This is a genomic window from Candidatus Cloacimonadota bacterium, assembly GCA_034661015.1.
Classification (GTDB): domain Bacteria; phylum Cloacimonadota; class Cloacimonadia; order JGIOTU-2; family JGIOTU-2; genus JAYEKN01.
The window spans coordinates 9,731-24,222 of record JAYEKN010000283.1; the positions used below are offsets into that span (position 1 = coordinate 9,731).

At 34.7% G+C, this 14,492-nt stretch carries 15 protein-coding genes; 1 reads left to right on the forward strand and 14 read right to left on the reverse strand.

Features of this window, described 5'->3' with window-relative positions; translation table 11 throughout:
- Nucleotides 1–173: 173 nt before the first annotated feature.
- From U9P79_09835 to U9P79_09890, 12 genes are all read right to left on the reverse strand, one after another.
- Entirely contained in the window at nt 174–740 is a 567-nt protein-coding gene (locus U9P79_09835) for a tetratricopeptide repeat protein (GenBank protein MEA2104922.1), read from the reverse strand.
- A gap of 168 nt (nt 741–908) precedes the next feature.
- Nucleotides 909–1,169 carry a DUF4342 domain-containing protein gene (locus U9P79_09840; protein MEA2104923.1) on the reverse strand — a complete coding sequence of 87 codons (261 nt, stop codon included), beginning with the start codon at nt 1,167–1,169 and terminating at the stop codon, nt 909–911.
- A gap of 774 nt (nt 1,170–1,943) precedes the next feature.
- Nucleotides 1,944–2,144, reverse strand: coding sequence for a hypothetical protein (locus U9P79_09845; protein MEA2104924.1), 201 nt, complete (start codon nt 2,142–2,144; stop codon nt 1,944–1,946).
- A gap of 205 nt (nt 2,145–2,349) precedes the next feature.
- Entirely contained in the window at nt 2,350–3,117 is a 768-nt protein-coding gene (locus tag U9P79_09850) for an inositol monophosphatase family protein (protein ID MEA2104925.1), read from the reverse strand.
- Nucleotides 3,118–3,250: 133 nt separating this feature from the next.
- Complete coding sequence (locus U9P79_09855; GenBank protein ID MEA2104926.1) at nt 3,251–4,318, reverse strand: radical SAM protein; 1,068 nt, start codon at nt 4,316–4,318, stop codon at nt 3,251–3,253.
- A gap of 1 nt (nt 4,319) precedes the next feature.
- Nucleotides 4,320–5,429 (reverse strand): hypothetical protein, encoded by a 1,110-nt coding sequence (locus U9P79_09860; protein ID MEA2104927.1) that lies wholly within the window; start codon nt 5,427–5,429, stop codon nt 4,320–4,322.
- 625 nt (nt 5,430–6,054) lie between these two features.
- A complete protein-coding gene (locus U9P79_09865) occupies nt 6,055–6,888 on the reverse strand; it encodes a DUF559 domain-containing protein (GenBank protein MEA2104928.1) in 834 nt (277 codons plus the stop codon).
- A 41-nt stretch (nt 6,889–6,929) separates the two neighbouring features.
- Nucleotides 6,930–7,691: an NAD+ synthase gene (locus tag U9P79_09870; protein MEA2104929.1), complete on the reverse strand. Its 762-nt coding sequence runs from the start codon at nt 7,689–7,691 to the stop codon at nt 6,930–6,932.
- Nucleotides 7,692–7,712: 21 nt separating this feature from the next.
- Nucleotides 7,713–8,171 carry a hypothetical protein gene (locus U9P79_09875; GenBank protein ID MEA2104930.1) on the reverse strand — a complete coding sequence of 153 codons (459 nt, stop codon included), beginning with the start codon at nt 8,169–8,171 and terminating at the stop codon, nt 7,713–7,715.
- On the reverse strand, nt 8,171–8,812 hold the full coding sequence (locus tag U9P79_09880; GenBank protein MEA2104931.1) for a helix-hairpin-helix domain-containing protein: 642 nt from the start codon (nt 8,810–8,812) through the stop codon (nt 8,171–8,173). Before U9P79_09880 ends, U9P79_09875 begins: the two co-directional genes overlap by 1 nt.
- Before the next feature lie 81 nt (nt 8,813–8,893).
- On the reverse strand, nt 8,894–9,796 hold the full coding sequence (locus U9P79_09885) for a M28 family peptidase (protein ID MEA2104932.1): 903 nt from the start codon (nt 9,794–9,796) through the stop codon (nt 8,894–8,896).
- Entirely contained in the window at nt 9,789–10,202 is a 414-nt protein-coding gene (locus tag U9P79_09890) for a PaaI family thioesterase (GenBank protein ID MEA2104933.1), read from the reverse strand. The genes U9P79_09885 and U9P79_09890 overlap by 8 nt, the downstream gene beginning before the upstream one ends.
- A gap of 503 nt (nt 10,203–10,705) precedes the next feature.
- Here U9P79_09890 and U9P79_09895 point away from each other — a divergent pair.
- A complete protein-coding gene (locus tag U9P79_09895) occupies nt 10,706–12,382 on the forward strand; it encodes a sodium-dependent transporter (protein ID MEA2104934.1) in 1,677 nt (558 codons plus the stop codon).
- A gap of 256 nt (nt 12,383–12,638) precedes the next feature.
- Here U9P79_09895 and elbB read toward each other — a convergent pair whose 3' ends face one another.
- Nucleotides 12,639–13,310, reverse strand: a complete 672-nt coding sequence (elbB, locus tag U9P79_09900) for an isoprenoid biosynthesis glyoxalase ElbB (GenBank protein MEA2104935.1) — start codon at nt 13,308–13,310, stop codon at nt 12,639–12,641.
- Entirely contained in the window at nt 13,307–14,056 is a 750-nt protein-coding gene (locus U9P79_09905; GenBank protein MEA2104936.1) for a Mut7-C RNAse domain-containing protein, read from the reverse strand. Before U9P79_09905 ends, elbB begins: the two co-directional genes overlap by 4 nt.
- Nucleotides 14,057–14,492 lie beyond the last annotated feature (436 nt).

Sequence of the window (14,492 nt, forward strand, 5' to 3'; positions counted from 1 at the left end):
CGGAATATGGGGTTAACGCTTTGGAAAAGCGTATTTTGAATGTCATCCGTTTTTTTGAAATGTTAAACGGCAAAAACCGTAATCCGTTTCTCCGAAACGGCAAAACATAACGCTTTGGAAAAGCGTATTACGAAAAATTTAAAAATAATTGCAAATATTCAGGCTAAATTAATTTACTGAATCATCTCCCTAATATTATCCAAATCTGTTTTTAGATATTTTTTATCCTCTTTGTCTGTAACTTCGTTCAATTCAGCATAACCTTTTTGAAGATACAATTTTGCCTGATCATAATCTTTCTGCTTTGCCAGAGTCCTTGCCATCGCTTCGTATCCATAGCCGATATAAAAGGGCGAAAGTTCATTTTTCAGAGAAATATCAATACATTTTTGGGAATAGTCTTTCGCAATATCTAATTCCTTAGCCAAAACGTAAACACGTCCCAATTGCCAATATGCAATTGATAAATTCTGCGGAGTGCAATCTTCTCTTTGTTTCCAATGATACAATGATGCATTTGAAAGCACGATCATATTTTCTACATCTTCTGCGGAAAGTTCAGATTTTTCGATAAATTTCCAGCAATTATTGAAACAGGTTGCAGAAAAATATTGATGGAGAGTCTGCATCTTTTCTTTATCTTGCAATACCTTTTTCACTTCATTTTTTGTTTCATCTTGCGCCATTAATCCTCCAAAACAAATTATTGAAATTATTAATAACGGTAATATTTTTTTCACTCTTCTCCTTATCTCTGCAAAATTGGAAAACTGCCGATAGTCTGCCCTCTCAGTTACGTTAGGCTAATTTCAAATTATATGAGCAAGCGTAAATAAAATTCTCGAAATAAATTTAAGTCCCGCAAAAAAGATGATGGGCAGAAAAAATTCTTTCTACAAACAAGTTACCTAATCTTCTTTGTCTTTTTCAATATTTACAACTTCAATAGTAAAACTGGATGCTACAGCAGCCAAAGCTCCGATAGCTGCCCAAACAGGTAATAGCAATGCGCCAACCACCCCGATTGTAACAGGAATTTCGAGATAAATTTTTCCTTCTCCGTTTTTGATCTTTATGCGGCGAACATTACCGGCGTGAATTATTTCTTTAACTTTTTTAAGAAGTTCTTCACCTTTTACTTTAAATTCCGATTTTTTATTCGTATCCATTTTTGCTCCTTTTTCCTAATTTGATAATTTGATTAACAGCATAATGTAAAAATTCTGTCAAGAAAATGAAAACTGACTTTACCTAACAACCTCCACTTCATTAAACATCTGTTTGGGAATATTAATATTCAGATCTTCGACTCTTTTTTCATTAATAATCGGGTAACCTTGGGGAGTTGCAATTTTTTATCTACCAGTTTTTCGCCTGTTATGATTTTTACAGCAATTTTTTCGCTACACTTCCCTAGTCTATCCAGAAAGCAATAAAACCATACAAAACTCCATCTTTTATCACAAAATCAAGGGGAGAAAAACCGGGTAATTTGTTTATTAACAAGAAAATCTGAAAGCAACATTTTAAATCTCCTACAAAATCACAACCAATTCACTATGCACCAACCTATTCGTTGCCAAAACTTCTTTATCGAAAATAGAGAATTCCGAGCTGCCGGATTTTTCTCCTTTACTTCTTCTAAAATATTTATAAATCGTTGGGAAAATGTAGAGAATGGGGTTTAGACTGCTACTACACTAATTTATCATATTCTGCATGTGTTCCAATCCAGAACCATATCAACCCCTCTTCAATCTTTACACCCAAAACACGATATTTTTTCCCCACCCTTGCAGACCAATACTTTCCTACCTTTTTTAAGTGCAGAGATGGATGTTTTGGATTTGTTTTCAAATAAGCAAAGTTCCTATCTGCTAGTTTTTGAATGAATAACGGCAACTCTTTATAACATACCCAAAATGATGGGCTAGCGAAAAATTTCACAATTCTTTGCAGTTGCCGGACTGAAAATCTGAAATAGCCTTGCTTGCAAGGTTATTTAGTTTTCCAGACATTACATCACTTTCAAATTGTTTATCCCATACTTTTGCATCAAATTCATCAAACCACTCTCTAAAATTATTGAGAGCATCTTTTGAAAGATGCGAAACAGCTGATTCGATTTCTTGGATTTTTTGCATAATAAAACCTCTTTTTTATGGTTGCAAACTAATATATTTTGTAAACATAAATTTTTATATCCTGTCGTGTCAAAGACAGATTAGCCAGCTTGTGAACATATTTGAACACTCCATTAACAAAATCTTCTTACAAATGTTTTTCCCGAAACAATTTGTTTTTCGATAATTGTGTCAAGAAAAATTAAACTCACCATTTTTAAAGCTCCTACAAAATCCCAACCAATTCCTTATGCACCAGCCCATTCGTTGCCAAAATCTCTTTATCGAAAATAGAGAATTCCGAGTCATCGAATTTTGTTACTTTTCCACCCGCTTCCTCCACTATCAAAATTCCGGCTGCCGTATCCCAGGGAAAGAGTTCCATTTCCCAATATCCGTCGAAAATCCCGGCAGCAACATAACAAAGGTCTAAAGCCGCGGCTCCCGGTCTGCGAATACCACGACACTTTTTGATTATTTTATTAAAATGGTCTAAATTATTTCGTTCTTCATTTTCAATATTGTAAGGGAAGCCGGTTGCAAGAATAGATTTATCCAATTCTTTGTGGTCGGAAACAGAAATTTGCTTATTGTTGCAAAAACTTCCTGCGCCTTTTTCGCTGTAAAAAAGTTCGCCGAGGATGGGATTGTAAACGACTCCGCAAATTGTCTCATCATTTTTCTGCAACGCTATCGAAGTGCAAACAAAAGGGAATCCGTGCACATAATTTGTAGTTCCGTCCAACGGATCAATTACCCAGCGATATTCCATTTCCGAATTTTGTTTATGTTCCGTTTCTTCAGTGAGAATATTATGCTTGGGGTATTTCTTTCCAATAATTTCTATGATTATCTCTTCTGCTTTTTTATCAATATTCGTAACGAGATCAATTCTTCCCTTATAAGATATTTTCTTTTTCTTATGAAAATTTTCTTCGATTACTTTTCCGGCAGATTTGGCTGCTTTTAGTGCTGTTATTAAATATTCTGTCATAATTATTTTGTATCCATAAAGTAGCCCAAGCGTCTCGCTTGGTGGTAAACTTTTCAATCAGGGATGATTGATTTACGGTTTCAATCAGGGATGATTGGTTTACGGTTTCAATCAGGGACGATTGATTTACGATTTATTTGGCAGCTGTTTTGAGATTGAGAAGTTTTTTTATATTATGAAAAAATTGAGAAACAGTTTGCGGATGAGTTAGCAAATGTTTTTGAGTATAACAGCTTCCCCAACAACCTGGGCACTTTTTATATTCTTCTAACCTATTTAAATATTTCTCACTTGTGAAAATTGAATAAAGGTCTTCTTCGAGCAAATTGCCGATACTCCCGTTTTTGCATAAATGCAAATCCCCGTTCTCGAAAATTGTCAATCTGGTAGAAGTTCTCTTTCCATCAACAAACGGACAGAAATCGGGAAAATCATTTGTCAAAATTCTTGGCAATCCCTCTATAAATGTGTTCAAATTGAGAATGTCTGGATTATCCGTGAGAAATTCAACGGTTTCACGAAACTTTTTTTCATCCCTAATTTTCATTTCTTCGTCCACTTTTGTAGTTTGAATAAGCGAATGATATGCTCCGATCGTTGTTTTCCAGCCTACATTTTTGCACGCTGAGATTATTTCGGGAATTTGCTCAAGGTTCAGATTGCTCATCACGCAATTCGCATAAAGAAGTGAGTTCGAATTCCTTTTCGTTTTTTTTTCGGCAATAATTTGCATATTTTTGAGAACAGTTTCAGAATGCTTGGGAACTCCGCGAATATATTCACCCTTATTTTTTAATCCATCCAAAGAAGTTTGAATATTTATATTTTCAGCAAGACAAAGGTCAATAATATCGGAAATTTTAGCATAATCAAAATATAAACCGGTTACAAGCGAGACAGATAGAGGAAATATTTTTTTGGAATAAATCAGAATTTTACCCAAATCGGGATTGAGTAATGGTTCACCTCCACTAATCATTGCTACGAGACAACCGTATTCTTCCAATTTTTCTGCGATTAGACAAAAATTTGTATAATTTAAATGAATCGGTTTTGTGGTGATCTCGTGGATATTACACTGGCGGCATTTCTGATTGCAAGCGTGAGTAATTTTAATCTCCGTAACGGAATTTATGGGACGATTTTGGATAAAATTATTTGCTATTTTCGGGAGATATTTCAAAAATACTTTTTTATTCATTTTATTTTGGGTTAGATTCGATTTTCTTCTCAACTATTGCGCTGATCCGTTCCATATTTTTTGTAGCAGGTTCAAAATTCGGTTCGAGTTGAATTGCTCTTTTTAGCAATGCAAATGCTCCCTCAATTTCTTTTTCTTGCTCATAAATAACTGCGAGATTGTTAAGGGTTTTCACATCTTCTTTTCTTAACAAGATTTCTTCGTATATTTTTTTTGCCTCATTCAAATTACCTTCTGCTTGAAACATAAATCCATAATTATATTTTGCTTCGATGAAGTTCGGGTCGAGTTCCATAGCATTGAAAAATGATTCTTTTGCTTCTTTAAGTTTTCCTTCTGTGGAGAAATAAACACCAAGATAATAATAAAGATCAGGAGAATCAGGAAACGTATTTAGCCACTTTTTGGTTTCTTTATAAGCCTGAGAAAAATCTTGCTGAGTAAATTTATTAGCAACTTGACGAACATAATCTTTTTCGGAGAGAAGTAAACCTGATTCACCAAAAATTTTTTGCCTTACATACCATTTCCCGTTGATTTTTGCGAGGACAATGCTTAAAATGTATTTTCCATTTATCTCAAATTCCACGACACCTTCATCCTGATACTGACTTAAGGCAGAGCGAATTAGGTCAAATTCTTTCAGGGCTTTTAACTGCTTGAGAAATGCATTTCGTTTGATATAATTAATTCTAAATTTTTCATCCTTGTAAATATCATGATTCACGAGCAAAGGAATCGTTTTTTCATAATCAAAATCAGCACAGAAAGAGAGAAATTGTTTCGCCACATCCTCGTGATTGGGAGTCTGCTTCCTTTTTATTGGAATTGAGAATAATTCCCGCAAAGTATTATAATTCATTTGAGACTGTAATCCCTCTTCGTGTTTATCAAATAAAGTTTGAAGTTTCTTCTTGCCTTCCGCGGTTTGTGAAAATTCCCGCGGAGTTTTATTCTCAAAATCTTTATTTTTTACTTTTGCCCATTCTTTAAGGGCAAGATCCATAAGGTGCTGCTGCTCTTCTACTGATTCCGAGAAATTTTTCAGTAACAATTGCTGTTTATCAGAATCTTGTTTCAAGGCATATTTGCATTTTTCGGGACAATCCATCTTTATCCTGATTTCGTTACAACACCTAAAGCAAATTTTTTTTTTGATTTTGACGCACTGCCGAGTTGCCAGGTGTTTATGACAAATATGGCATCGTTTCGGTTGAAATATTCCAAAATATTTTTTCATATTCTCTTTTCTTTTACTCTTTTTTCACCGTTGAGAACGGCGAAATGCAGAGATTGTTTTGTTTTCTGATTTCTGATTTTATAACTCACCCTCAGTCCCTCTCTTCAAAGAGAGGGATGACTTCGGTTCAAAGGCAATTTTTTCTTTCTGATTTCTGATTTCTGATTTTTTGATTTTTTGAATGTCGCACCTACGGTGCTTTTAATAGCCTAGTTTACGATTCTCCAATGGCTTACACCATTGGCTACAAATATTTCGCACCGCCGGTGCTAATTTGATACTTGATAATTCATTGTTCTTGTTCATTATTCATTATTCATTATTCATTATTTTTCTTTGTGTCCTTTGTATTTATCATGAAATGCTTTTGATTTTTTATTTCATTTCATAAATGAGCCCACTTAAAAAATGGATTTAACTATTTCGCCATAGGGCGAATCTAATGATAAAATGGTTAAATCCATAGCTTATGTTTCTCATTATTATTGGAAAACCACTAAACATCAAAAATGTCCATTTGGTAAGATCCGTTAAATTTTGCATTTATTTTTCTTGGGAAAGATCTACCTTCCTCAACGCCGCCGAGTGTATTGATTGTTTTTGAAATTTCCGGAATACAATACTCCTCTAAATCTTTTTGTATTTCATGGGTAGAAAAGCGTAGAACTCTCCAACCAGATGATGTTAGAGCATTATTACGAAAATTATCTTCAACTGACTTTTTTGGATTTGCATGCCAACTATCTCCGTTTGCTTCAATATCTAATTTGCCATCACTACAGTAAATGTTAAAATCAAGAAAATAATTGTTTTTTCTTACTGTTACGAACTCTTGTCGCTCTGCAGGAATATTATGTCGCTTTAGGGCAGCCCATAATCTGTTTTCTAATGGACTTTCGTCATAGAGATCATTGATTTCAAGTGCTGTGCTAAATTTTTGCCAATTTGTTGGAATGAAAACTATTCTACGAAATCGACGACTAAAAATAGGTTTTGGCAATTGTTGTAAAGGAAATAAATTAATTTGATAATATTGCTTATTGCTCTTCTCATTAGGTAACTCAGAAGGGAAAAGTTCATTACGATATGCTTTTCGGATATTAATAACGCGAGCATAATACCTTATAGAATAAGCTTGTGCTCCAAAAATTTTTGTTTGATAAAAAGCCAGCCATTCAGGTGGCCATCTGCCAATCAACCATTTTTGCACACTTATAACAGGAATCCTATACCAATTTTTATTGCTAATGATATCAAAATCCTTTTTGTTGTTGATGATTGCTACTAAAACTTCGCCTTTTTTTTGTCCATATTTTAATTTTGTATTCATAATAGTTACATTTTAGGTTCAACTCTAACCCACCCTTTAAATCAAGGGGAAGGTGGCATTTTGCGTTTAAATTCTGATTTGATTATCAATTTTTTTACAAGTTGGATTTCTTTTTCTGAAAATCCTTTGGGGATTATCTGCTCCACATTCATTTTTTGGTCAATGAGATAATAAATAATTTTATCAGCAGTTTCATAAGAAATTCCCAGCTCATCTTCGTCAGTTTGACCTTCCCAAAGATCTGCGGTTGGCTTTTTATCAATAATTTCTTGCGGAACACCGAGTTCTTGAGAAAGTTTCCTCACCTCGTTTTTATACAAATGCCCGATAGGTTCAATCGCACAGGCAGAATCCCCGAATTGAGTGCAATATCCGAGATACAATTCGGTTTTATTTCCGGTGCCTATCACGAGAGCATTTTCTTTTGCGGAAATATCATAGAGAACGCACATCCGCACTCGTGCCATGAAATTTCCCCTGCGAAGTTGATCTGCATTCCTTCCGAAGTTATCAAAATAGATATCAACCATGGGAGAAATATCGCGAATAAAATATTGTATTCCGAGATTTTCCGCAACTAATTTCCCATGCTCCAAGCTGGCAGAAGAGCTGGATTTATATGGCATCATAACGCCAATCACATTTTCTTTCCCAAGCGATTCAACGCAAAGATGTGCAATTAGCGAAGAATCTAATCCGCCGGACAACCCGACTATTCCTTTTTTCATTCCGGCATTATTTACATAATTTTTGATAAAATTTACAATTTTAATATTTTCGTTTGTTAGATTAATTTTTCGCATAATTTTTCCAATCGGTCTATACTAAATTCTCTCAATCGCATTAATAAATTCTGCGATAGTTATATTTTTCAATTTTCTGTTTTTGCCGATCATTGCAGTCAGAGATTTAGCCAGCTGCTCAATGGTCATATCGGAAAATCTATCTCCAAAAATATTTATCATTTGGTTTGATGTTCGAAAAGCACTTGCCGGATCATTCTCATACCGATTTGAAGTTGAATCAGAGCGATATTTTTTTTCCTTTATTTGAAAGAGGCTTTTTTCAGATTGAGAAAGAACAATACTATCAATTTCATCGTGTATTTTCCGATTTTCCGTTTTCACTAAATCCTGAAGATAATTGATTTTTTTTGTAATAAACTCATCGCTATCCGCAGAATCTAATTTCTGATACACGGCTAAGGCTTCGGGATAATTCCCCTGCTGCTCATACATTTTTGCCAAAGTAAGCGTAGGAGTCAGTTCATTATTGTTAGCCATTATTCAATCGTGATTCTCCCTTTGATTTTCTCGTAAATTCCATCTCCGATACCCTTTACCTTTTTTATTTCTTCAATGGATTTGAAATTTCCGTTTTTAATTCTGTAATCCATAATTCGCTTAGCAGTAACATCACCAATTCTGTAAAGAGTTGTAATTTCGGTCTTGCCTGCTAAATTTATATTGATCTTTTTTTCTGAGGATGGTCCGGTTTTACTTTTGGGAAAATCACCCCCTTTTTGAACGCTGGCGACAAACGTCTGGATTACAGTAGAATCTCCGATAATTTCCAAATGGGGAATAAGTTTTACCAGAGTTTTCTCCCCTATTCCTTTTATATTCATAAGTTCAAAAAGAGATTTGAATTCTCCATGCTCTTTGCGATAATCGTAAATGGCTTTTGCTTTTGCAGGTCCAATTCTCGGCAATTCTGCCAAAGTTTCTATATCAGCGCTATTAATATTTATCAAAAAAGGTTCATTCGATTTTTTAATAACAGTTTCCAAACTATCCTGAAAATTTTTATCTGTTTCAGAATCGGGGATTAGTTTTTTTGCATTGATAATCAGCACCCCAAAAATTAGAAATGAGACAAGAAATAAGACGATCTTTTTTTCATTTGGAGTTAAGAATTTTTTCATATAAAATTAGTTTAACACAAAGGGCACAAAGAAATAAAATAGATAAAACAACAAACTCATTAACCCAAAAAGCCTATTCGTTCATTTGCTATAAATGAATTTGACCAAAACATCGCCGATTTGTTGCAAACTTTCTGCAGAGCATTTATCCGGCGTGTCTTCCAAAGTATGCCAGTAAGGATAATCGAAATCTATAATATCTATGGCGTTGTATCCTTTTTCCAGAAAGGGATAATGGTCATCAAAAATATAATTAGAGAGTTTTGTGTCGAAAGATTTGATATTCAATCCTTCGGCGATTTTCCATATTTCCGTAACGAGTTCGGGAGAATTCTTGTATGAGAAGCCCTCAATTTCCACTTGCAAATCCGCATCACCGATCATATCAACAATGATAACTGCTTGTGGTTCTGTATTGAATTCATAATTTTCCACAAAATAGGCAGAGCCCAGACACCAATTTTCTTCTGTGCCGGCTGTTCCGGCATCTTCTCCATCAAAGAAAACAATATCTATTCCGTGGGTTAAAGGATCATTTTTGCTCAATATTTCTGCCAATTCCATCAAAACAGCTACACCTGAAGCAGCATCATTTGCTCCCATAATCGGGGTGTTTTGATTTGCTTTGATACTGTCCAGATCAGCCCAAGGACGAGTGTCCCAGTGAGCACCAAACACGAGCCGATTTCTTCTTTTGGGATAAAACGAAGCGATAATGTTCGTCAGTTGATAATTTTCACCCCTGATTATGTGTGTGAATTCTTGTGTTTTTACTTCTGCACCGGCTTCTTCGAGAAAATTAATTAAGTAATTTTTACAAAGTAAATGCCCTTCGGAATTTGGATTTCGGGTCCCGAAATCGCACTGTTTTTCCAAATATTGATAGGCTTTTATTCCATTAAATTGAGGGATTTTTTTTGCACAACTTATGAGAGCAAAAACCAATAACAGAAATAAAAATATCAGGTACATTTTTTTATTCATTTTCATACTCGGCTTCTTTTATAAAAAAATACTTACCGATTCCGTTTGCCGTAACTTCTCCTTGCTCATTCAAAATTTCCGCTTTCAGATATAGAATTTTTTTCCTTTTTTCAACAAACCTCGCTCTGGCAATGAGTTTTTTCCCTATCTCGGTTTTCTTTAGATATTGCACATTCATTTCAACTGTAACAGCCCAGATTCCCATATTCTCAATCGCTTTTGCCATGACCTCATCAATTATTGTGGCAATGATTCCACCATGCAAAATACCGGGAAATCCTTCGTATTCTCTTGTAGGTTTCCATTCTGTAATCGTTTCATTGTTCGCATGAGAAAATTTCAATTTTAATCCAATCGGATTTTCCTGTGAGCATCCGAAACAGTAGTTTTCAATTTTTTCTGGCATAATTAATCCTTAAGTAATTTATATTTTGAGATTTTAAACCTTGCATTGAGTTGTCAAATATCTTGAATTCAAATATAAAAAACAGATAAGCCGTAAAGTGTGTTTTTGACAGATTCGATACTGATAAACACTGTAGGATACTATGTTGCTTAAAAAAATAGAATTTTAATTATCTAAATTACCCAACGGAGAAACGTTGAAAAACCGATTTTTGAAGCGTATCACGGAATGGTCCGTGACACCTCAGTTACATCGATTTAAGATCAAGGAGTTAGATAAGAATATTTTGAAATTACAAAAAAAATTGTCATACTCGAAAAAGCGTAACGACTGGAGAATCTTTCAGAAGAAACTAATATTTTTTCATTAACACGAGAGGACTCGTGTTCCTTCTCCCTTTTCCCTCCTCCCATTTTCCATATAAAATATCTTTCCCAAATCCTTGACATCAAAATTAGTTTCTTTAGAAAGTTTCGGAAAATTGAAATAATTAAAGGAGCATTATGGCAAGAGAACGTTGGGGCAATCGAAGTGCCTTTATTATGGCAGCAATCGGATCGGCGATTGGCTTGGGCAATGTGTGGCGATTCCCATATGAAGCATATTCAAACGGTGGTGGCGCTTTCTTTATACCGTATGTTATCGCTCTTATTACCACTGGCATTCCATTAGTTGCATTAGAGTATTATCTTGGAGTAAGGCATCAAACCGGACCTTCCGAAGCCTATGGATTTATTCGAAAGCACACAAATTACATTGGCTGGTTCGCTTTGGGAACTGCCGGGATGATCACTGCTTATTATGCGGTAATAATGGGATGGTCTTGGACTTTCCTCTATCACTCCATCGGCGTAAAATGGGCTGGTGTCGAAAAAGAATTTTTCCATTCGAATATTTTAGGGATTTCTGATCATATTACAAATTTTGGGGGTTTGCAATGGCCTATAATTATTGGACTTTTCCTTACTTGGCTTTCCATATTCTTAATTATTTTCAAGGGAGTAAAAATTGTTGGAAAAGTGGTGAACTGGACAGTCGGCTTGCCCTGGCTAATGTTATTTATTTTAATAATCAGAGGAATTACACTTAAGGGAGCGGGCGGTGGCTTGGATTATTATTTGAAACCAGAATTTTCCCAGCTGCTGAATCCGAACGTTTGGCTAGCCGCTTACGGACAGATATTCTTCTCACTTTCACTTGGCTTTGGCATAATGATCGCCTATGCATCCTATCTTCCTAAGGATTCTGATATCAACACAAATGCATGGATCGTTTCCTTTGCAAACTGCGCTACTTCATTTTTTGCAGGTTTCGCTGTTTTTTCAATCCTAGGATATCTCGCTTTCCATTCCGGAGTTCCTGTAGATCAAGTAGTGGATGCAGGACCAGGTTTGGTATTTGTTACATATCCAGCAGCTATTGCTCAATTGCCTGGTGGAATAATCGCTCAGTCTATTTTTGGCATTTTATTCTTTATAATGCTTCTCACACTCGGTATAGATTCTGCGTTTTCTTTGTCAGAAGCCATTGTTACCGGCTTGAAAGATTCGTTCAAAATAAAACGCGAAACGGTTGTGCTCTGGGTCTGTTCTGTGGGATTTCTCATCGGATTATTTTATGCATCAAGAGCTGGTTTGTATTGGCTGGATGTTGTTGATCACTGGATGAATTGGGGACTGGTAATCGTCGGTTTGTTAGAGGCAATTCTCATCGGCTGGTTTTATAATACAAAAAAAGTTATTCAGGACATGGATTCTACTTCAGCCATAAAATTCGGCAATCTGTGGGTGTTTTCTGTGAAATACTTCACTCCTGCAATCCTTCTGATCACAATAATTTCTAGTATCGTAAAAGAAATTACCAAACCTTATGGTGGTGGAAGTTATCCTATCTGGACTTTGATGCTCGGAGGATGGATAATGCTAATCACTATTTTATATATTTCTATCATTATTCAAAACAGAAATGAATTTACCCGAATGAAAAATATGATTATAAAAATCGCAGGTGGAATTTTATCATATTTGGGGTTTTGCTATTCTTTCTATCTTTTTTATAGTGCTGATAAAATCATTTACCCAATTAGTGTGTTGATCATTTCGATAATCGTTGCATTCCTCACATTTGTGGAAAGAGAATCCAAAAATATTAAAGAGATTAAAAAATCGGAGATAAAATGAGCGCTTTAGCAATAATTATGGGAATTGTTTTTTTCATTATCCTGTTTGGCGGCACGGCATACGGATTATTGAAGCTAAAAAAATAATTCACCTTATCCTTCCCTTTATCCACAAGATCACGAAAAAAAAATATTTTAAAAAATTACATAAATATATTCTGTGAATTTTTTATTTTTTTGCCTGCCTTGTGAAATACCGTTTTCCTTCCTATTTCATCAATATGGCTAATTTGTTTTGTTAGTCGCTAATTTTACTTTTAAGACAACTCAAGTACTTTAACAACCAATTTTTCTATTCCTTTACTTACCCACGAAATACTCGGTCCGAGCATATAGGCAGGGGTGGTTACAACATTATTTACTTCATCGTAAACAATTTCATCCACAGGACAATTAATATGGTTTGCTCCCAATTTTTCGATAATTTTTGCGGTACCTAAATCATTTCCGATCGTTAGTTTTGGTTTGAACTTGCCGAGAACTTTGGCAGCAAGAACGGGTGCAATACATATAAATCCAAGTGATTTGTTCGCTTTGTGCATTTCCAAAATCAAATCTTCTGTGGATTTCATCACGGACATATCTGCTCCTTTCACTGCGAAATCGCAAAGATTCTTTGCTACACCGAAGCCGCCGGGAATAATTAGTGCATCAAGTTCATTTGCAGAAATTTCAGAAATATCAGAAATATTTCCGCGAGCTATGCGTGCGGATTCTACCAAAACATTTCGAGATTCTCCTTTTGTAGTAGTATTGTTTACGTGTTCTACCACATCCATTTGTGATTTATTAGGAGCAATTATTTTTATGTTTGCTCCCTCGTTGTCGAGATGTAATAACGTAAGCACTGCTTCCTGAATCTCACTTCCGTCCTGCCAGCCAGAGCCGGACAAGATCACACCAACTGTTTTGTTTTCATAATTTTTCATTTTTCCTCCGAATTTTTTAATTTTTCTATAAACTTTAGCATCTTTTTATAATGTGAACCTTTCCAATAAATTTTGTTACATTTCTCACAAATTGTGAATTCATTCTGCTGCTCTATTACTTTTTTTGGCAATCTATTCAAAATTTTTTCTTTGTCAATCGTTTGCAATTTTGTATTACACAAAAAACATCTTGAAAATGGTTTCAGATCTTCATAAAGATGAAATCGTGATAATATTTTTCCTAACTGCTTTATCCAATCTGTAGTGGCAAGACAATATCCGTGTGTCAATTCCCTTCTTTTCATCAACTTACGGTTTCTGCTGATGATTATTCTGTGTTCAATTTTCGCTCGTTTTATTAATTGTTCTTCGCTAACTTGATTTGCAAATTCTGTATCAAAACCGAGCATTCTCATATAATGAACGAGTTTATGGAGATTTCCATCCAGAATAAATTTTGTTTTTCGGAGAGGAGATTGCTGCAGATGGGTTGCGTTTTTAATATCAAATGTTTCAAAAACGGGATAAACGCTAATTTCATCATCATTTTTAACGATATAGGAAAAATTCACAGAATTTCTATTCACGATAATCAGGTCAACCTGAGTGTGTGGAACACCAAACGATTCGATCAGATCTTTGACAGATTGGCGGGTTTTTATGGGATGTGTGAATTGTATTTTTCTATTTTGAGGAGGAAGAAAATCGTTCAATTCTTCATAAAATCTTAAATATACTTTTTTCATATTAAAATACTTTTTTACCACGAAATACACTAAAAAACACGAAACAGATTTGAACTTTGAAAATATTTATTATTTATCGTTTTCAGCAAATTAAATCCTGCTAATTTTCACGCAGAGGTTAGTCTATCGCCAAACCTATACTATTTTATTTATCCACGTCGGGGAATGGAATAATTACTTTTATCACTTTTTTACCACGAAATACACGAAAAAACACGAAAAAATCAATCTGATTAAAATACTTTTTTACCACGAAATACACTAAAAAACACGAAAAAATCAATCTGATTAAAATACTTTTTTACCACAAAATACACGAAAAAGTCGACTTTGTAATTTTATTTATCCCTTTTGGAAAAAATTAAAATACACTAATTTTTTTTCTCTTTGTTCAGGTTATCCCGAGCTCTTTAAGTTTGCGAGAGAGGTTTGATTG